Source organism: Sorangium sp. So ce281 (assembly GCF_051527395.1).
Classification (GTDB): Bacteria; Myxococcota_A; Polyangia; order Polyangiales; family Polyangiaceae; genus Sorangium; species Sorangium cellulosum_B.
In genome coordinates this window covers 9,235,895-9,253,743 of the sequence record NZ_CP150322.1, presented here as the reverse complement: position 1 = coordinate 9,253,743, position 17,849 = coordinate 9,235,895, and the positions used below count along the sequence as shown (strand labels likewise).

Below are 17,849 nucleotides of genomic sequence, written 5' to 3'. Positions count from 1 at the left end.
CGCCTCCCGCTCCCGTCCGGCGCACCGGCGCCCGTCGCCGTCAACCCGCGTCGACGATCGGCGCTTCGGGCACGGGCACCTGCATCTCCGGCCTCCGCGCGCACGCGTCGTTGCCGATGCCGACGCCGTAGCGGTAGATGAGCTCTCCGCCGAGCCAGCCGCTTGCCCCCGCGAGGCCGAACCCCGCGGTCGACAGCGCGATCCCGAGCGGCCGCAGCCCGCTCGCCCTGGAGGCGAGCGAGGCGCCGTACAGGCCGGCGATCGCGAGGTTCATGGCGCCGTGGATGAAGCCGACCCGCTTCGCGGGGCCGAGGGTGGTGCTCCAGTCGGCGAGCCCGGCGAAGGCGGCGACGAGCGCCCCGCCGAGGCCGATGGCCGCGGTCGCGTCCGCTCCGCGATGGAGACGATGCCGCCTGCGGCCGATGCCGGCGAGATCGAGCACCAGCGCGCAGGACCAGGCGCCGATGGGGATGGTCACCAGCACCGGGTGCAAGGGGTGCCCGAGGAACTTGCCGTGCAGCACGCTGGCGAGCGTGGGCGCTCGCCTCAGGACGGATTGGATGCCGCGCTGGAGCGGGTCGGCCATCCGGTCGATCCAGTCCTGCTCCTCGATTCCCCCCAAGACTGCGCTTCCGATCATGTTCCCCTCCTCCGAGGCGCGTGGCTGCGCGGATTTCCAGCGCATGGCGCCCGCCCCGCCGACCGTCCAGCGGTGAACCCCTGACCGGATCCCGAGCAATCCGCGGACCCCGCGGCAGCGGGTCGGGCGTTCCCATCCCCTCCCGCGGCGCGCGCGTCGGCGACGCTCGAGCAGGCCGCTCACTTCGCTTCTGCAATGATGTTTTGCCGAAATTTCAGGTTCGAAATCAGCGAGCGCCCCATCTGAAGTGAAATACGTTCGAATCGCGAATCCCGCGGATGGCACGGACGGTGCTCTCTGTCCGGCCAGCGCTGCCGGCGCGGCCTTCCCCCCCCCGAGGCCCCGGCGGCGCTTTTTTTTTGGAGTCTTTCCTTTCCGGGCGCGGCGCCCGCGCGCACGCCCTTGCGTTCCTCGTCCTGGGCGGCGTTCTCTGGTATCTCGCCCGTGCCGCGCAGCGCGCGGCCCTCCCGGAGCGATGCCCCTCCTCGCCGACGTCGCGGTGCCCGTCCCGCTCTCGCAGGCCTTCACCTACGAGGTCCCCGCCGCGCTCGCCGGCGAGGTCCGACCGGGGGCGCGCGTCCTCTGCGAGTTCCATCGGCGCAAGCTGCTCGGCGTGGTGCTCGCCGTCAGCGAGCGCAGCGCGGCCATCGATCCGTCCAAGATCAAGCCGCTCACGGCGCTCGTCGACGCGCGCCCGGCGCTGCCAGCGGAGCTGCTCGCCTTCCTGCAGGAGCTCGCCGCCTACTACTTCGCGCCGATCGGCGAGGTGATCCGCCTCGCGCTGCCGGCGATCGAGCGCGAGCAGGTGCGCGCGCTCAAGGCCCAGGGGGAGCTCGACGGCGTCCTCGACCTCGGCCGCGCCAAGCAGGTCGGCGGCCGCAAGGTCGCGTACGCGAGCGCGACCGACGTCGTCGAGGCGCCCGGCACGCTCCGCGGGCAGGCCGCGGCGGTGCTCGCGCTGCTCCGGGCGAACGGCGAGCAGCCGGTCGCGCGGATCGAGGAGCGCTTCGGCAACGCGCGCAGCGCCCTGAAGAAGCTCGCCGAGCGCAACCTCGTCGCCCTGGACGAGCGCGAGCCGCCGCGCGACCCGTTCTTCCGCAGCGCCGAGGAGCGCGACGTGCCCCCCGAGCTCAACGCGGCGCAGGCCGAGGCCGCGGCGCGCATCGACGCGGCGCTCGCGGCGCTGCCCGCGCCGCCCGGGGGAGGGGAGCACCCCGCGAGCACCCACCAGGAGCCCCCGCGCATCGCGCAGGAGCCGCGGCCGAGCGCGTTCCTCCTCTTCGGCGTGACCGGCTCCGGCAAGACCGAGGTGTACCTGCGCGCCATCAAGAGCTGCCTCGACCGGGGCCGCGGCGCGCTCGTCATGGTGCCGGAGATCGCCCTCACCCCGCAGCTCGTCGCGCGCTTCCGCGCCCGCTTCGGCGACGAGCTCGCCGTGCTGCACAGCGGGCTGAGCGACGCCGATCGCCACGCGATGTGGGCGAGCCTCCACGTCGGCAAGGTGCGCGTCGCCATCGGGGCGCGCTCCGCGCTGTTCGCGCCGGTGCCGGACCTCGGCCTCATCCTCGTCGACGAGGAGCACGACGGCTCGTTCAAGCAGGAGGAGGGCGTGCGTTACCACGCGCGCGACATGGCGCTGCTCCGCGCCCACCGCGCGGGGGCGGTGTGCGTGCTCGGCTCCGCGACCCCTTCCATCGAGTCCGTCGCGCTGGTGCGCCGCGGCAAGCTCGCCGAGCTGCGCCTGCCGGACCGCGCGCACCGCGAGGCCAGCCTCCCCGAGGTCTCGCTCGTCGATCTCCGCCGCTTCGGCGCCGGTCCCTCGGGCGATCCGCTGATCTCGTTGCCGCTGCACCGCGCGCTCGAGAAGACGCTCGCGGCGAAGGAGCAGGCGATCCTCTTCCTGAACCGCCGCGGCTTCGCCCCGAGCGTCGTCTGCGGCTCGTGCGGGACGCTGACCACGTGCGACGCCTGCTCGGTCGCGCTGACGTACCACCGCGGGCGGCGCCGCGACGCGCGCCCGCCTTCGCCGGGCGGCGCGCCCGCGCCCGCGGCGCCGCTCGACGAGCGGCCGGAGGGGGGGCGGCTGCGCTGCCACTACTGCGACTATGCGGGGCCGCTGCCGGACCGCTGCGGCGCGTGCGGCGCGCGGAACCTGCTGCTCGAGGGGCTCGGCACCGAGCGGCTCGAGGCCACGATCGCCGGCTCGTTCCCGGAGGCGCGCGTGGCGCGCCTCGATCGCGACGTCGCCGGCAAGGATCGCTCGCAGGCGATCCTCGCGAGGATGCGCGAGGGCAAGATCGACATCCTGGTCGGCACGCAGATGGTCACGAAGGGCCATGACCTGCCCAACGTGACGCTCGTCGGCGTGGTGAACGCCGACGCCGCGCTCGGGCTGCCCGACTTCCGCGCGGCCGAGCGCGGCTTCCAGCTGCTCGTGCAGGTGGCCGGGCGCGCGGGGCGGCGCGACCGCCCCGGCCGTGTGCTCATCCAGACGCGCAACCCCGAGCACCCGGCCATCGCGTTCGCCGCGGCGCACGACGTGCCCGGCTTTCTCGAGCGGGAGATCCGCGACCGCGAGGAGGTGGGTTATCCGCCCGCCACGCGCCTCGCGCTGCTCCGCATCGACGCGGTCGACGAGAGCGTGGGGCGCGGCGCCGCGGCGAAGCTCGCGGCCCACGCCCGCACCTGCCCCGAGGGGGTCGCCCGGCGCGTCGAGGTGCTCGGCCCGTCGGCGGCGCCGATCGCGCGGCTGCGCGGGCGCTACCGGTTCCGGGTGCTCCTCCGGGCGCGCGATCGCGGTCCGCTCCGGGGGGCGCTCGCGGCGGTGGCCGGGCTGATGAGGGATGGCCTTGACCGGAACGCCCGGGTGATCATCGACGTGGATCCGGTCGCCATGCTGTGACGGGCGATCCTGGGAGACGGGCGCGCTCGCTGCGCCGGCGGCGCTCTCTATCCAGATCCGCGCGCGGCGAGCTCGCCGAGCTCGTCGCGCGACGCGCGCGAGAGCCGCTCGAACTCCGCGCCCAGCCAGTCGAGGAACGCCGCGTCCCACGTCGGCCCTTCCGGGCGGGACGCGACCGCTGCGGCGAGCTCGCGGTCCCAGCGGCCGTAGACGTCCCGGAGGAGCGCGTGTGCCCGGCGGCCCTCGGCGGACGCAGGATCCGCCTGGCCGTCCGCGCGCTCGGCGAAGGCGTCCTCGCAGAGGAAGTAATTGCATGTCGCGGCCCGCCGCTCGGCGGGGACGGAGCAGCCGCGCGCGCCGTGATAGACGCACTTCGATTGCCGCGGGGCCGTGCGCTCTTCCCGCTTCCGCACGCGCCGGAGCTCGAGTCCGCGGCTCACGGGGAGCAGGTTGCCTGCGGCGATCTGCTCGAGCAGCCAGCCACGGCCGTCGAGGGAGACGATGCGCCCGATGTCCGTCCAGTCGAGCTCGGGCGGGCTGACGCAGCACCCCGCGGGGCCCTGCGGGCACTGGGCGCACAGCGTCGAGTGCAGCCGGGTGTGCTCTCCTGAAAGCTCCAGACGGATCATCGAACCCCTTGCCGTCCCCCGGAGGGGTCGAGACACGCGCTCGCCACAGCGCACATCCTGCCAGCGAACGCGCCAGGAATGACAGAAGCGCCCAGCGGCTGCAACCGACGCAACCGACGCAACCGACGCAACCGACGTTGACCCCGCGTCGATCCGAGCGGCGCCAGGGCGCCCCTCCTCACCGGCATAGCGATCGAGAAGCGCGAGAACTCGCACTCCCGGGCGCTCTTGGAGGAGCTGAATCAGTTATAGTAAGTAACGGACATCGACGTGCGCCCCCGCGCGAATGCAGGGAGAAACGTGCGATCGTCCTTTTCCGGCCGCGGCGGGAGTTGATAGGCTGCGCCGGCCATGAGCGATGCGCTTCCCAAGGAGGTCGGTCGAGCCATTCGCGTGCTCCGGCAGCTGCACGGGCTCACTTACGCCGAGTTCGCCGAGAAAGCGCGCCTCTCGGCGACCTACCTGCGGCAGGTCGAGCGCGGAGAGCGCGATCTCGGGCTCGGCGCGCTGGCGCTCATCGCACAGGGGCTCGACTGCGATGCTCGGCTCCTCCTGCCCGGCGACGGGAGGAGCCCGGTCTCCGCGGTCGTCGCCGATCGCTTCGATCGCGCGCCCGAGGCGCTCCAGGAGGCGCTCCTCTTCCTGTTGATCGAGCCCGACGACTCGCCCAAGAAGCAGGCCATCCTCGCGCTCATCAACGAGGATCCGGAGCGCGCGCGGCTCCGCTCGCGGCCTCGGCCCGAGGAGCGCGGGTCGCGCGGCTCCGCCCCCTCGTCATCGAGCCGGCGCGGGCGATGAGCCCCTGAGCCGTCACGTCCGGGCGGACCAGCCCGCGACGCGAGGTGGCCCAGCGCAGGACTCCGGCCGGCCGCCGCCCCGCGCCTCTGCGCCGGGCATCGACGCGAGGCGCCGCGTGGCCATCTGCTGAAACGCGGCGAGCGCTCGGCTCCGCCGCTTGTACGCCGTCGAGAGGGGGATCCCGGCCCGGCTCGCGAAGTCCGCCATGGGGACGCCGTCGATGTCGTGGGCCATGAGGATCGCGCCGAGCTCGGCGTCGAGCTCGCGCAGGACCGCGCGCGCGAACAGGCGATCGCACTGCGAGATGATCAGCTCCTCGGCCGAGGGCTCGTCGAGCTCTGCGTCGAAGTCGTCGGGCAACGGCTCCTCCTTCCGGCGCCGCTCGCGCAGCCCGTAGTGGGACGCGGCGTGGACGGCGATCTTGTTCAGCCAGCGGTCGGACGGCCCGAGCTCCGGATCGTAGTTCCCGAAGCTCTCATGCGCCGCGAGCATCACGTTCTGGGCGATGTCCCAGCGATCCCGGCGCGGGACCCCCAGGAGGCGAAGCCATCGCCGCACGAGCACGATCGTTTTCTTGTTGAAGATCCGCCAGTAGGCCCCTTCTCTGTCGTTCGGTGGCCCTGAACCGTGGCCTCCTCGCCCCGTTCCCGACATCGCGTAACGATCGTTATCACAAGAAACGGAACTTGCAAAACTGGTCGGGGCGATCACAGGCGAAATTTGATCGAAAAAGTGGTCGAAGGTGTGCGCGTGTGGTCATCTCCTGCGTCCCCCTCCGCCTGCGCGACTGCGCGCATGCAGGCCGAATCGCTCGGGAAAGCGCCGCTGGACGATGGTTCTCGGGATGTAACGATCGTTCCTCACCCGAACCGCGCCAGGGGGCCTTCCGGCATCGTCGGTCACGATGGTGCTCCCGCCCGGCTGCTGCGGCGCGCTCGCCGCGCGGGCGGGCTCGGCGGCGGCCTGGTGCACCGCGGCGGAGGGCGCCTCCTCGCGCGGGTAGGCGGGTAGTAGGTAGGCAGGCGAGACAGGCGAGACGCCGCCGCTTTCCTCGCTGGACGCCGCCGCATCGCGCCGGTAGACAGGCGGCGCTCGATGCACAGCTTCCATCGAAGGATGCCGGCCCCACGGCGGAGCGGCGCGCCCTGCGGGGGGCGTGTCGCGACCGTCCGCGCGGGCGCTGGCGAGGCGCCCATCGCTCATGTCGGCTGACGCGGGCAAGCCAGGGACGGCGCGCGGCGACGACGCGGCGCCCGCGGCCAGCGACGCGGCAGAGGTGCCGGCGGCGCGCCAGCGGGTCGCCTACTTCGGGCGGCCCGGGACGTTCAGCCACGAGGTCGCGTCCCGGCGCTTCGGTGCGAGCGCGGACCTCACGCCCCGGCGCACCATCTCGGAGGTGTTCGACGCCGTGGCCGGCGGCGCGGCGGCCTACGGGGTCGTGCCGATCGAGAACGCGGTGGGCGGACCGATCTACGACACCGTCGATCAGCTGATCCGCCGCGAGGGCACGGGCGCCGCGCTCGTCGTGTGCGAGGAGCTCTCGCTGCACGTCACGCTGTCGCTCCTCGGCAGGGCGGGCGTGGCGCCGAAGCGCATCTATTCGCACTTCGTCCCGCTCAAGCACTGCGGCGACTGGTTGCGCGAGACCTACCCTGACGCGCAGATCCTCGAGGCCGAGAGCACCGCCGAGGCGGTCGAGCGCGCCGCGCAGGACGGCGAGGCCTGCGCGATCGGCAACAAGGGCGCGGCGGCCATCTACAAGCTGGAGATCCTCGTGCCGAAGCTCGGCGCGAAGGGCGAGAACATCACGCGCTTCTTCATCGTCGGGAAGGCCGCGGAGCCGCCGGCCTCGGGGGGGCGGACGCTGCTCCTGTTCGGGCTGGACCACCGCCCGGGCGCCCTGGTGGCGGCGCTCTCCGCGCTCGGGAGACACCACATCAACCTCACGCGCATCGTCTCTCGCGCGCTGCCGGACAGCCCTGAAGAGTACCTCTTCCTCGTCGAGTGCGAGGGCAGCACGGAGGAGCCTGCGTTCAAGGAAGCCCTCGCGTTGCTCGAGCAGCACGCGACCGGCGTGCGCTCGCTCGGCTCGTTCCGCGTCAGCCAGAAGTACGAGTAGGCGCCCCGGGCCGACCCGAGGACGATCACCGATCCGCGCGGGCGCGGCGCGGCGCGCCCGGTGCGTCGGATGACCGCGGGGCCGCCGCGGCGGACGCGCGCCAGCCGCTCGTCGCGTGGGCGCCCCCACGCGCGGGGAGAACAACGCCGCTGCGAAGCTGGGAATATCTTCGCGCGGGGTATCCCGCGTGACTCATGCGCTCTTTTCAATAACCAGTTGCCCCTCGCCTGTGACTAGAACGCTCGACAGGTGCTGTCTCGCACTCCTCACTAGGTAGGGTGGCATGGATCTACATTGGCGATGGCTCTTCGTGATGGTGCCGGCGCTCATGGGTTCTCTGGAAGCGTGTGATGTGGACCCATGGGAATCGGAGTTGACGTTCGACAGCGAGATGCAGAGCGGCGGGGCGAGCCAGAAGCGCCTCCCCGCCGGCGCGAGCTGCAGCTGCGATGCGGACTGCGACGGCGAGGCGGCCGTCTGCATGCTCGGCATCTGCATGCAGCGCGCGGAGGGGCTGTGTACGGCGCCGAACAGCGAGCAGGGCTGCGCGCCCGGCTCTCGCTGCTTCAACACGGACATCCTGAACGACTCGGGGGTGTGTTATCCCCTCTATGATCCAGGGACCTGCGATGGCGTGCAGAGCCGTCATGGCCTGTGCTCTCCCCGGCGCGGCGACGGGTGCAACACGGCCTGCGGCGCGGCGTGCGCGGAGGATACGGTCGGCGCCGGGGAGATCGGCGCGGCCTGCGACGCCGACGAGGCGTGCTCGCTGCGCGGCGCGACCTGCTATCGTGACGAGGATCCCTCGGCGCCGAACGGCTGGGTGGAGGGGTACTGCCTCGCCTTCGACTGCGAGAGCGATGACGAGTGCGGCCCAGGCGCCGGCTGCTTCCCCGCGGCGGAGGGCGGCTCGCCGGTGTGCATGAGCACCTGCGGCAGCGATCTCGACTGCCGGCCTGGCTACGTGTGTCACACCATCGACGGCGAGGGCAGGTCGGCCTGCTTCGCCGGCTGCGACGGCGCGTCGACGTGCCCGGAGGGCACGACCTGCCTCGGGGAGCTCTGCGTATCGGACGATGTCGCGTGCTCACCCGACGTCCCGTCCGGCTGGTGTCCGGAGGGCAGCTCCTGCGATGGCGGCGAGTGCCGCAAGGGCCCCTCCGCCTGCGGCGCCGAGGGCGACGCCCTCGAGCCCAACGACGACCTGGCAGAAGCCGTGACCGCGCCCACGGGCGTCACGAGGGACCTCACCCTCTGCGAGGGGGACGAGGACTGGTTCAAGATCGTGGTGCCGGAGCGGACCATCGTCCGCGTGGGCATCCGGTTCCGTCAGGCCGCCGGGGACATCGATCTGGTGGTCTATGACGGCGTGGGCCGCCTGCTCGGCGCGCGCGACGGCGCGCAGTACCCGTACGCGTACCGCGATCAGGAGACGGACACCGAGTTCTACGGGTTCTACTCCGAGCGGGGTGGTGCCGAGTACTTCGTCCGGGTCGTCGGCCACGACGGCGCGCAGAACGTCTATGGCCTGGACGTGACGTCGACTCCGTATGTCGACGGCCCGAGCTGCGTGGACGCCGGCTTCTCGTTCGACGAGTGCGCCGGCTTCGGCGAGCGCGGCGGCGGGCTCTTGCCGTTCCCGTTCCCCGACCCCGACGACTCGGTGGTCGGCGGCGGTTACACCTGGGAGACGTTCAGCAATTACCGCTTTGCTCGGCGCGAGCTCATCATGCTCGTCCGGGACGCCCTCGCGGAGACGCTGCATGCGTTCCCGGGCACGACGCCGCTCTCGCTGATCGACGTCTGCCAGATCAACGGCGTCACGCCCGGCTACGACGTCGACAGCCCGCGTCACCCCGAGTCGACGCACGATCAGGGTGGCAACATCGACATTGCCTATTTCCAGACGGACGGATCGAACGATGGGGAGATCATCTGCGGAGACGGGTCGAAGCACGAGGACGGGTACTGCTCTTCGGCGGCGAAGCGGAAGCACATCGTCGACCTCGAGCGGGAGGCGTTCTTCATGGCCAGGCTGTTCCGCTCGCCCCGCACGCGCGTCATCGGCGTGGACAAGGTCATCGCGCCGTTCCTGTCGAGGACCGCGGCCAAGCTGAACGCCCTTCCGGCCCGGGATCGGCGGAAGATCACCGACGGCGAGCTCGCGAGCTTCTCGGACCGGATGGCGTACGGCGAGGGGTGGCCGTATCACCACCACCACATCCACCTCAGCATGGACTGGTGGCCCAAGAAGGCCGCGGCCGGCGGCGGCACGTCGGAGGCGTCGTTCGCGGCGCCGCCCGCCATCCATCGTTCGCCCGCGCTCGCGGCCGAGCAGCGGATGGTGTGGCCCCCGCTGCCCCATCGCGGTCGTGCGGTGAACGACTGATCCCGCGCTTCGACGGGCCGGAGCCCCCGCCGGCCGCGAAGGGACGGCGGCCGGCGGCGCTCAGGCATCGCCTTCGGAGCGCGCCTTTCGCCGGTCGGCCCCGCGGGGGCGTTCGAGCGCCTCGCGCACGCGGGCGTGGTCGAGCGGGTCGCGGCCGTCGAGGGCGAGCTCGACGTACTCCATGCGGTCGCTCCCCCAGAAGAGCTCGTCGCCCACGAAGATCGTCGGCACGCCGAACACGCCCAGGCCGACCGCGCGCGCGGTGCTCTCCCGGAGCGCCTCCTTGGCGGCCGGCGCCGACGCCCGCTCGATGAGCGCGCGGCTGTCGAGCCCCTCGCGATCGAGCGCGGCCGCGAGCTCGTCCTGCGATCCGAGGTCGATGCCTTGCCCCCAGCCGGCCCTGAAGATGGCCGAGACGAGCCGGCGCTGCTCCGCGCCGGCGACCTCGCGCAGCGACAGCCGCAGGGCGAGCAGCGGGTTGAAGGGGTGGTACTTGGGACAGGCGAGCTCGATGCCGTGGAGCCGCGCGTGGCGGAAGGCATCCTTGTAGGCCCACTCGCGCTTGGGCGGGATCTCGGCGGGCCCGAGCTGGCCCCAGTGGTCGAGCAGGCCGGCGAAGAGCACCGGATGCACGCCGAGCTCCGCGCCGCGGCGGTCGCAGATCTCCTGGATGCTGAGCCAGGCGAAGTAGGCGTAGCCCGAGATGTAATCGAAGTAGAAGTCGATACGGTCGGTCATCGCGGGGTCCTCAGGTGCTCGTCGGACTGTGCGCCGCGCTGCGGGCCCTCGGAGGAGCCCTGGCGCGACGTCCGGGATCGTACCATGGATCGTTGGCACCCTGCGGCTGATCCGCAGGTCGTCATGCCCTTGCGCCAGCCATGCACCCACAGATTCTAAAGAGGAGCAAAGAAGAATTGCTTGCTCGCTGCTTCGGACAAGGAGGCTGAAATCCCCAGGAGACTAAACAGCATGGAAACGTGCTTCATGTTCGACGACTCCTTTCCGAGTGCAAGGGTCGTGTCGCGTGGCGCACGGTGGCCCAGGGTTCACGCACTCCAAACGAGGATCGCGCCATCGCCGCCGCCCGTGAGCACCTCCGCACCGCGTCCCCGAAAGCCAGGCGCCGTCCCCTGTGGCCCGGTCGAGGTGCGCGATCTCGTGAGGGCAGCTTCTGCGGATCGAGGCCCCGGGAACGCATCGTGCTCCGCCTGGTCGAAGGCGAGCCGGTCATCCAGTACGCCCGGATCGTGAAGACTCCCATGGCAACCGCGTTCTCGCAGCGCTGTCCAGGCGGCAAGCCCATCGACCACGTCAGGCGCTGGCATCGCTTGCGGTAGAGCCCGTCTTCCTGGCGTCTCAGGCGACAGAAGGTCCCTTGCGCGATTCGCATCCCTCCTGGAAAAGTGCGCTGTGTCCACAACGCACTCATGCATCGAAGGATGCCTCGTCTTACTCCACAGCCGCTGCCTGCGGGGCCTTCCACCAGGCGACGTGCAACAAGCGACCGATGCCGGCCTGAGCCATGGGATTCCTGGCGTTGATCGAGGCTCTTCGCGCGTGGATCCGGGGTGGCGTGCAGGCCCCTGTCACCCTCGATACCTGACGCGCCGATGCGCGTGAAACAGCAGAGGATAACTACATGAGGGCAGGAATGTGGGATCAGCTCGGGTCCCATCTTCCACGCCCCGCGCCGCCATGCTTTACTGTCGCCGTTCTTGGGAAGATGCCGCCGCCTTTTCGGCGCCTTGTCCGCCGGACGGACAGGTCATCGACCACCTGAGGAGAGCTGCTTTATGAGCAAGGAACGAGATACCGAGACCCAGGGCCCGTTGTTCAAGGTCGTTGACCGGCGGCAGGCGCTCCTGGGGCTGGGAGTGATTGCCGTCACCGTGTCGTGCGGAGATGGCGGCGAGTCGGATGACCCCAGCGGCGCCGGCGGAGGCTCTGCGAGCTCCGGGGGCAACGGGACCACGAGCTCGGGCTCGGGTACGGGAGGCGGGGGGGCCGACCCTGCCTCCACCACGGCGGGCTCGGGCGGCGCGGGACCGGCCACCTCCACCACGGCAGGCACGGGCGGCTCAGGCGAGGGGGGCTCCGAGCCGGGCGCGGGAGGCGCGGGAGGTAGCGGCGGCAGCGGCGGCGGCGACGGCCTCCAGGCGCCGCCGTTCGACAACGTGCCGATGTGCAGGGCGATCAACAAGACGGACGGCGCCGGCCAGGGCCCCTTCTTCATTCACGAGCTCGAGAAGAACGACGATATCTCCCTGGTCCGACAGGACATTCGTGGTCGCTACAATGAGAGCGCGCCAGAAGGTGTGGAGATGCACCTCCACCTGCGCGTGGTCGACCTGAGCGCGCCCGACTGCGATGGCAAGGGCGTCGGCCTGCCCGACGTGGACGTCTACATCTGGCACACGGACGGGCAGGGGTTCTACAGCGGCTTCGGGACCAGGGGTGCTGCCAACGAGCAGAAGCCCGACGCGCCCTACGCGGGCAGGCCGGGTCAGAACGATCTCACCAACACGGACCGTTTCTGTCGCGGCGTGCAGACCACGGACGCGAACGGCGTCGTCTCGTTCCGCAGCATCTTCCCCGGCTGGTACAACGGCCGCGACGTTCACATCCACTTCGTCTGCTTCAAGAAGGGGTCGATGTCGAAGGGTCGCACCACGTACCAGGGTGGAGACCACATCTTCACGACGCAGTTCTACTTCGATCCCGCCTTCACCGACTCCGTTCATACCAAGTACGATCCGTACAAGGCGCGCACCACCGGCAACCTGGCGAATTACTACCAGGGCGCCATCAAGGCCGACGAAGCGGGCAACAGCGGCCTTCGTGCCAAGGCCGTGATGGACGGGGACATCGTGATCGCCCAGATGCAGATCGCGGTGAATCCCGGCTAGCACTGCTGCGCGAAGTCGCCCCGGATCGGCAGAAAAACCGCCATGGCGCCGAGGCCGCCAAGGAGAGAGAGAAAGTGCCGTCGCGGCGTTTTCCCCTCTCATTTCCCTGGTTCCTTGGCGTCATGGGGTGGTCCATGGTGCTCGACCACGCCTTCGGCGACGGCGCTCTCGCTCGCGAGAACGTGACGTGGCCTGGCAACGCCGACGACGTGCGCGCGTGGCTCGGAGGGCTTCAGGGCCAGTGGCGAGCGGTGATCGAGCAGGCGACCGACGACGACCTGCGCTCGACACGACGGACGCGATGGCCTTTCCAGGACCGCCCGTTCGGTGATGTCGTCGCGTGGGCCAACGTCGAGCTCACGAAGAACGCCGCCGAGATCGGCTATGCACGCTTCCTCTACACACGAAGGCCGCGCAGCTAGGGTGCGAGCTCGCGCAGCTCCAGGAGGCCCGATCAGGGCGTGATCGTGATCCGGTCGAGCGCGGGCGGAGAGATAGGAGAGCTCGCCGCGAAGTAGTCCCGCAGCGCGTCCAGATCCAGCGCGCCGCCGAGCCGATCGGTGCCGTCGTTGAGCACGGTGAAGCCGTCGCCGCCCGTCGCCAGGAAGCTGTTCACCGTCACCCGGTAGGTCCGCGCCGCCTCGATCGGGACGCCGTTGATCCGGATCGACGCGATGTCGACCTTCGCGCCGACAGGCGCGCTCTGGCTGTAGGTGTACGTGAAGCCGCCCGAGACCTGCAGGATCAGGCTCTGCAGCGCGCCCCCCGCGTCCAGCCGGAACTGCTGCTCCAGCAGCGTGTCGATCTGCGCCCCTGTGAGGGTCATCACGACAAGGCTGTTGCCGAAGGGCTGCACCGCGAACACCTCACCGAACGTGACCACCCCGTCGCTGACCTCGGTGGACGAGGCTGCGTAGGTGAGGTCCGCGCGGATGCCGCCCGGGTTCATGAACGCGATCTCGGCCCCGCCGGTCCTCGCGTCGCGCGTGGCGGCGAGCTGGGCGTCGGCGATCACCGCGCCCATCGTGAACAGCCCGGCGCCCATGGCCGGGACGGCGCGGTCGAGATTCGCGGTGATGGTGCCGACCTGCACGCTGGCCAGCGGCGCCGCGAGGTCCTTGTAGCGCGTCACCAGGGTGCTCACGCCCGCGTCGGGCGCTTCGCGCGTCACGATGACGTTGTTCGCCGTCTTCGCCGTCACGTCGCCCGTGCTCTTGCTGATCTCCAGATCGATGTCCGTCACCAGACGGCCGAACGACGCCGCGCTCGTCACGATCTTGTCGCCGAGGATGCAGTTGTACGCCTGATGGGTGTGCCCTGAGACGATCACGTCCACGGCAGGGTCGATGTTCGTGGCGATGTCGACGATGGGGCCGGAGAGGCCCGGGCACTCGTTGAAGAGGCCGGTGGGGAGCCCTCCCTCGTGGAGCACGACGACGATCGCCTCGATGCCCTGCGCCTGGAGCTCCGGGACGATGTCGTTCACCGTGTCGACCTCATCCATGAACGACAGCCCCGCGACGCCGATCGGCGTCACGATGGACGGCGTGTCCTCGAGCGTCATGCCGATGAAGGCGACCTTCACGCCGTCGAACTCGCGGATGTCGTAGCGCGGGAAGAGCGTCCTGCCGCTCGTCGTGTCTACGACGACGTTGGCGGCGAGGAACTTGAAGTTCGCGCCAGGGAAAAAGGTGCCGTCCGTGCAGCCGTCGGCCGGGCTGCACCCGCCGTACTGCATCCGGAGGAGCTCCGCTGTGCCCTTGTCGAACTCGTGGTTGCCGACACCGTTGATGTCGAGGCCGAGGAGGTTCATCGCCTCGATCGTGGGCTCATCGTGGAACAGCGCCGACACGAGCGGGCTCGCGCCGATGAGATCGCCGGCCGAGACCACCACGGTGTTCGGGTTCGTGGCGCGGAGCGCGGCGACGCGGGACGCCAGGTAAGTGACGCCGCCGGCGTCCACGGTGGTGTTGGTGGGTGTGGCAGGTACGGTGATCCTGCCGCTGCTGCCAGTGGGGGGCTCCAGGTTGCCGTGGAAGTCGTTGAAGGCGATGATCTGCACGCTCACGGTGTCGCCGCCGGAGCCGCCGGTGCCATCCGAGCCGCCAGCGCCGCCGGTGCCGCCGGAACCACCGGAGCCGGCTGCGCCGGAGCCGCCCGAGCCAGCCGCGCCGGAGCCGCCCGAGCCGCCGGCACCGGAGCCACCTGAGCCGGCATCGCCGCCGGAGCCACCCGAGCCGGCAGCGCCGCCGCCCGAGCTGGTACCCGTCGCGCCGCCGCTGCCGCTGGATACCGAGGCGGTGGTCGTCGCCTCGTCATCGCCGCAGCCCGCGCTGACGACGGGTGGCACGCACAGCGCGGCTCCGAGGAGCGTGACCCGCCACGCTCGTGCGCATCGCCCGAGGACCCACGAAGCTCCGCTCGTTCTCATCTCTGCTCCTCCACGTCGCAGCGCTCGCCGTTCCATGGTGCCACATGCTGGATTCCCCTGGAAACGTCCATGTGAACGCCGCGCGGCGGGCTCATGGCCGGCCGCGGCCGCGGCTCCAGAACGCGACGACGTCCTCTGGCAGCTCGCGCTCGCGCAGGACCCGGAGGTCGTCGGCGTCGACGCCGAGCACAGCAGGAATGCCGCGGCTGCAGTGGCGGGACCACATGCTCAGCGTGTAAGCCCCCGTGTCGCGGATGAGCACGAGATCGCCAGGCGACAGCTCCGGAAACGCGAGCTCGCGGGCCAGCACGTCGCCGCCGAAACAGAGCGGGCCGCCGAGGGTGCACGGCGAGAGCGGCCCCGCCTTGGGTTCGGCCTCGGGATCGAGCGCCATGAAGTCATGGTGCCAGTCGTCCGGGTGATACGCGCGGCGCAGCAGGAAGTCGGCGCCGAGGTGAAGGATCGCGGTGCGCCCGGCCGAGTCCTTCTTCACGTACTCCACCCGCGAGACGGCGAAGCCGCAGCCCGCCTGGATCCAGCGCCCGAACTCGGTGATCAGCGCGGTCCCCTCCTCGAAGAGCGTCGGCACCTCGCGCCGCAGCGCGGCCGCGTAGTCCTCGAGCGCCGGGGGGCGGTCCGTGCTCCGGTAGGCGACCGGCAGGCCGCCGCCGATATCCATGGTTCCGGCGGCGAGCGGGCCCATCGCGCGCCGGAGCTCCTGGCGCAGCGCCTCGACGCGGCCGATCCCGTCGATGAGCTGGGAGAGCGCGCACCCCTGCGAGCCGACGTGCACGTGCAGCCCGGCGAGCCACGGGTACCGCGCAAAGGCGGCGCGCACGGCGTCGGCCTGTTCGAGGGGGACTCCGAACTTGGAGCGCCGATCCGCGACGCTGGTCAGGGCGATGCTGGAGGCCCCGACCTGCGGGTTGATGCGCAGCCCGATGCGGCTGGCCGCCCCCCCGTGACCGACGAGCTCGTCGATGCGTCCGAGCTCGTCGAGGTTGTCGGCGTTGAGCCGCACGCCCAGGCGGAGGGCCTCCGCGATGTCGGCGCGGGACTTCGCGGGAGAGTCGTAGACGATGCGGTCGGGCGGGCAGCCGGCGGCCAGCGCGAGCTTCACCTCCTCGAGGGAGGCCGCCTCGAGCCCAGCGCCGCAGTCGACCGCCGCCCGCAGGACCTCGACGAGGGGGTTCGCCTTGATCGCGACGGTGTGGAGGGCGCCCGGCGGAAACGCCGCGCCGATCCGTCCGATGCGCGCCCGCATGCGCCCCAGGTCGTGGAACAGGACCGCCGGCTCCACATCCATCCCGCGGCGCCGCGCCTCGCGGAACGCGCGCGCCATGCTCCCGGGATCCAGCCGATCCGTGTCGCTCATGGAACCTCCCTACCGCAGTCTGGCGCCCCGGAGGGCGATTGTCCGCCCCGCGCCGGCGCGGCGAACGGCAGAGGTGCCCTGTTTCCTCGAAATTTCGTGACGTTCAACAGGCAGCGAGCAGGCGCGGTCCCGGCTCGCCGAGGGGTGGCCCGGGTCGAGCCGGGGGCGTGACGCACGGCTCCCTGGGCGGGACACCCGTGCGCTCAGGCGTCGACGATGATGGTGAGAATGCTGGTGATCAGCCCCGAGGTGTACGTGGTCGGCATGACCACGCTGCCTGGAGGCGGATTGAGGTCGGACGCCGGGAGGTTCGCCGAGCGAGCCGCGTAGGCTGGCTCCTTCTGGAAGACCTCCGCGCTGAGGTCTGCGTCGAAATAGAGCTGCGTCGTGATCAGCCTGGTCGTGGCTCCGTTGATGCGAGCGAGCATGTGGACGAGGACCGGCCGCCCCGCGTCCGACCCGGGATAGATCGACTTGAAGCCCACGATCCCGTTGCGGTCCGAGAGCTGCACGCCGCGGCAGAACCGATCCTGGCGCTCCGGCGTGCGCTCGGCCGCGCCCGTGGACGGCGTGGAGGGGCCCTGACGCTCGAAGCTGCTGGTTTGCCCATCCGCGTCACAGTGCCAGATGTAGACCTCGGCGTCGGGGATGGGCTCGTGGTTGTTCCGGGCGTCGAGCAGGCGGACATAGAGCCGGAGCTCGCAGCCGGGGTGGTTGTCCCGGATGTCGCTGCGAAACAGGCTGATGTCGTTCGGGATCTCGCTGTCGTCGATGAAGAACGGACCCCCGATGTCCGTGGCGGTCAACCGGCAGCTGCCGGCGCCCTTGAAGATCGACGGATCCAGCGCGTCGGCGCCGCCTGCGCCAACGCCGCCGCCGGCGCTGCTCGAGCTGGTGGCGATGGGGCCGGCGGTGCTGCTGCCCGAGCTACCAGGGCCGCTCCACGTGCCCCCTCCGCCGCCGGTGCCGCTCCCGCTCAGGTCGCCGCCCCTCTCGTCGTCCTCCCTGCAGGACACGAGTACGGGCCTGGTGATGGCGAACGCCCCGAGCTTGACGAGGGGCTGCCGACGGTTGAAGACCCAGTCGAGCAGATCTCGCGGCACGGCTCCCTGGCTATTACGCATACAACGGTCTCCTTCGATGAGTCGCTGATCTGACCCGTGCAATCACCCTGGCTCGACCGGAGAGGGGGCGGCGTCCCGCCCCGGCGCTGCCCATGCCGGCGCCGTGGCTGACGGTGGGGCCGTGGTCGACGCCGCCAGCGCCGCTGGTCGCCGAGGAGGCGCTCGTCGACGCCGCGTCATCGTCATCGGGCGCGTCATCGCTGTTCCCGGTCTCGGACCGGCACGCCACCATGACGAGCGACGGGATGAGCGCGCCGAGGATGGGTCGGAGGGCACGGGTACCGAAGCTGCCCGAGGACAGGCTGCCCCACCCGCTGTTCACGGTGAGACAGTGCTTCAAGGACATACGGGCTTGGCCCTCCTAAGTAAGAACCGGGCGACGCGCCGAGGTGCGCGGTAGCGGAGCGACGTACCGCAAATCGTCTCTTTCTCGCCCCGTCTGGCGCTGCCGTGGCAGAACCAGGGCTCTCATCGAAGCAGCCCTGGTGAAGAAATACAGTGCGCGCGGTGCGCACAAGGTTTCCTGTGTGACTCAG

General features: G+C 71.1%; 14 protein-coding genes. 7 read left to right on the top strand and 7 right to left on the bottom strand.

Features of this window, described 5'->3' with window-relative positions; genetic code table 11:
* Positions 1–40 precede the first annotated feature (40 nt).
* The gene (locus WMF27_RS35095) at positions 41–640 is read right to left on the bottom strand and encodes a DUF2231 domain-containing protein (RefSeq protein WP_437764511.1); all 600 of its coding nucleotides are present in this window, start codon (positions 638–640) and stop codon (positions 41–43) included.
* A 475-nt stretch (positions 641–1,115) separates the two neighbouring features.
* Here WMF27_RS35095 and priA point away from each other — a divergent pair, with 475 nt between their 5' ends.
* The gene (gene priA / locus WMF27_RS35090; RefSeq protein WP_437764512.1) at positions 1,116–3,542 is read left to right on the top strand and encodes a replication restart helicase PriA; all 2,427 of its coding nucleotides are present in this window, start codon (positions 1,116–1,118) and stop codon (positions 3,540–3,542) included.
* A gap of 47 nt (positions 3,543–3,589) precedes the next feature.
* Here priA and WMF27_RS35085 read toward each other — a convergent pair whose 3' ends face one another.
* Positions 3,590–4,171 carry a hypothetical protein gene (locus WMF27_RS35085; RefSeq protein ID WP_437943287.1) on the bottom strand — a complete coding sequence of 194 codons (582 nt, stop codon included), beginning with the start codon at positions 4,169–4,171 and terminating at the stop codon, positions 3,590–3,592.
* A gap of 351 nt (positions 4,172–4,522) precedes the next feature.
* Between WMF27_RS35085 and WMF27_RS35080 the strand changes: the two genes are divergently transcribed.
* On the top strand, positions 4,523–4,969 hold the full coding sequence (locus tag WMF27_RS35080) for a helix-turn-helix domain-containing protein (RefSeq protein WP_437943286.1): 447 nt from the start codon (positions 4,523–4,525) through the stop codon (positions 4,967–4,969).
* A gap of 12 nt (positions 4,970–4,981) precedes the next feature.
* Here WMF27_RS35080 and WMF27_RS35075 read toward each other — a convergent pair whose 3' ends face one another.
* Positions 4,982–5,527 carry an RNA polymerase sigma factor gene (locus WMF27_RS35075; RefSeq protein ID WP_437943285.1) on the bottom strand — a complete coding sequence of 182 codons (546 nt, stop codon included), beginning with the start codon at positions 5,525–5,527 and terminating at the stop codon, positions 4,982–4,984.
* 643 nt (positions 5,528–6,170) lie between these two features.
* On the opposite strand from WMF27_RS35075, the gene WMF27_RS35070 reads away from it, so the two are divergent.
* Together WMF27_RS35070 and WMF27_RS35065 are read left to right on the top strand one after the other, a co-directional pair.
* Complete coding sequence (locus WMF27_RS35070; protein ID WP_437764515.1) at positions 6,171–7,088, top strand: prephenate dehydratase; 918 nt, start codon at positions 6,171–6,173, stop codon at positions 7,086–7,088.
* A 283-nt stretch (positions 7,089–7,371) separates the two neighbouring features.
* Complete coding sequence (locus WMF27_RS35065) at positions 7,372–9,477, top strand: PPC domain-containing protein (RefSeq protein ID WP_437943284.1); 2,106 nt, start codon at positions 7,372–7,374, stop codon at positions 9,475–9,477.
* Between the two features lie 60 nt (positions 9,478–9,537).
* Here the strand turns inward: WMF27_RS35065 and WMF27_RS35060 are convergent, their stop codons facing one another.
* Positions 9,538–10,215 carry a 2-hydroxychromene-2-carboxylate isomerase gene (locus tag WMF27_RS35060; RefSeq protein WP_437943283.1) on the bottom strand — a complete coding sequence of 226 codons (678 nt, stop codon included), beginning with the start codon at positions 10,213–10,215 and terminating at the stop codon, positions 9,538–9,540.
* A 1,055-nt stretch (positions 10,216–11,270) separates the two neighbouring features.
* On the opposite strand from WMF27_RS35060, the gene WMF27_RS35055 reads away from it, so the two are divergent.
* Both WMF27_RS35055 and WMF27_RS35050 read left to right on the top strand, forming a co-directional pair.
* Positions 11,271–12,383, top strand: coding sequence for a hypothetical protein (locus WMF27_RS35055; protein WP_437943282.1), 1,113 nt, complete (start codon positions 11,271–11,273; stop codon positions 12,381–12,383).
* A 122-nt stretch (positions 12,384–12,505) separates the two neighbouring features.
* Positions 12,506–12,805, top strand: a complete 300-nt coding sequence (locus WMF27_RS35050) for a DinB family protein (RefSeq protein WP_437943281.1) — start codon at positions 12,506–12,508, stop codon at positions 12,803–12,805.
* A 32-nt stretch (positions 12,806–12,837) separates the two neighbouring features.
* On the opposite strand, the gene WMF27_RS35045 is transcribed toward WMF27_RS35050, so the two are convergent.
* From WMF27_RS35045 to WMF27_RS35035, 3 genes are all read right to left on the bottom strand, one after another.
* Positions 12,838–14,814: a bifunctional metallophosphatase/5'-nucleotidase gene (locus WMF27_RS35045; protein WP_437943280.1), complete on the bottom strand. Its 1,977-nt coding sequence runs from the start codon at positions 14,812–14,814 to the stop codon at positions 12,838–12,840.
* 91 nt (positions 14,815–14,905) lie between these two features.
* The gene (locus WMF27_RS35040; protein WP_437943279.1) at positions 14,906–16,189 is read right to left on the bottom strand and encodes a diaminopimelate decarboxylase; all 1,284 of its coding nucleotides are present in this window, start codon (positions 16,187–16,189) and stop codon (positions 14,906–14,908) included.
* Between the two features lie 203 nt (positions 16,190–16,392).
* Entirely contained in the window at positions 16,393–17,313 is a 921-nt protein-coding gene (locus WMF27_RS35035; RefSeq protein ID WP_437943278.1) for a protocatechuate 3,4-dioxygenase, read from the bottom strand.
* 92 nt (positions 17,314–17,405) lie between these two features.
* Between WMF27_RS35035 and WMF27_RS35030 the strand changes: the two genes are divergently transcribed.
* Positions 17,406–17,678, top strand: a complete 273-nt coding sequence (locus tag WMF27_RS35030) for a hypothetical protein (RefSeq protein WP_437764522.1) — start codon at positions 17,406–17,408, stop codon at positions 17,676–17,678.
* Positions 17,679–17,849: the final 171 nt, after the last annotated feature.

Coding starts and splice junctions, on each gene's coding strand:
- WMF27_RS35095 (WP_437764511.1), bottom strand. CDS start 640: ATGATCGGAAGCGCAGTCTTGGGGGGAATCGAGGAGCAGGACTGGATC.
- priA (WP_437764512.1), top strand. CDS start 1,116: ATGCCCCTCCTCGCCGACGTCGCGGTGCCCGTCCCGCTCTCGCAGGCC.
- WMF27_RS35085 (WP_437943287.1), bottom strand. CDS start 4,171: ATGATCCGTCTGGAGCTTTCAGGAGAGCACACCCGGCTGCACTCGACG.
- WMF27_RS35080 (WP_437943286.1), top strand. CDS start 4,523: ATGAGCGATGCGCTTCCCAAGGAGGTCGGTCGAGCCATTCGCGTGCTC.
- WMF27_RS35070 (WP_437764515.1), top strand. CDS start 6,171: ATGTCGGCTGACGCGGGCAAGCCAGGGACGGCGCGCGGCGACGACGCG.
- WMF27_RS35065 (WP_437943284.1), top strand. CDS start 7,372: ATGGATCTACATTGGCGATGGCTCTTCGTGATGGTGCCGGCGCTCATG.
- WMF27_RS35060 (WP_437943283.1), bottom strand. CDS start 10,215: ATGACCGACCGTATCGACTTCTACTTCGATTACATCTCGGGCTACGCC.
- WMF27_RS35055 (WP_437943282.1), top strand. CDS start 11,271: ATGAGCAAGGAACGAGATACCGAGACCCAGGGCCCGTTGTTCAAGGTC.
- WMF27_RS35050 (WP_437943281.1), top strand. CDS start 12,506: ATGGGGTGGTCCATGGTGCTCGACCACGCCTTCGGCGACGGCGCTCTC.
- WMF27_RS35045 (WP_437943280.1), bottom strand. CDS start 14,814: ATGAGAACGAGCGGAGCTTCGTGGGTCCTCGGGCGATGCGCACGAGCG.
- WMF27_RS35040 (WP_437943279.1), bottom strand. CDS start 16,189: ATGAGCGACACGGATCGGCTGGATCCCGGGAGCATGGCGCGCGCGTTC.
- WMF27_RS35035 (WP_437943278.1), bottom strand. CDS start 17,313: ATGCGTAATAGCCAGGGAGCCGTGCCGCGAGATCTGCTCGACTGGGTC.
- WMF27_RS35030 (WP_437764522.1), top strand. CDS start 17,406: ATGCCGGCGCCGTGGCTGACGGTGGGGCCGTGGTCGACGCCGCCAGCG.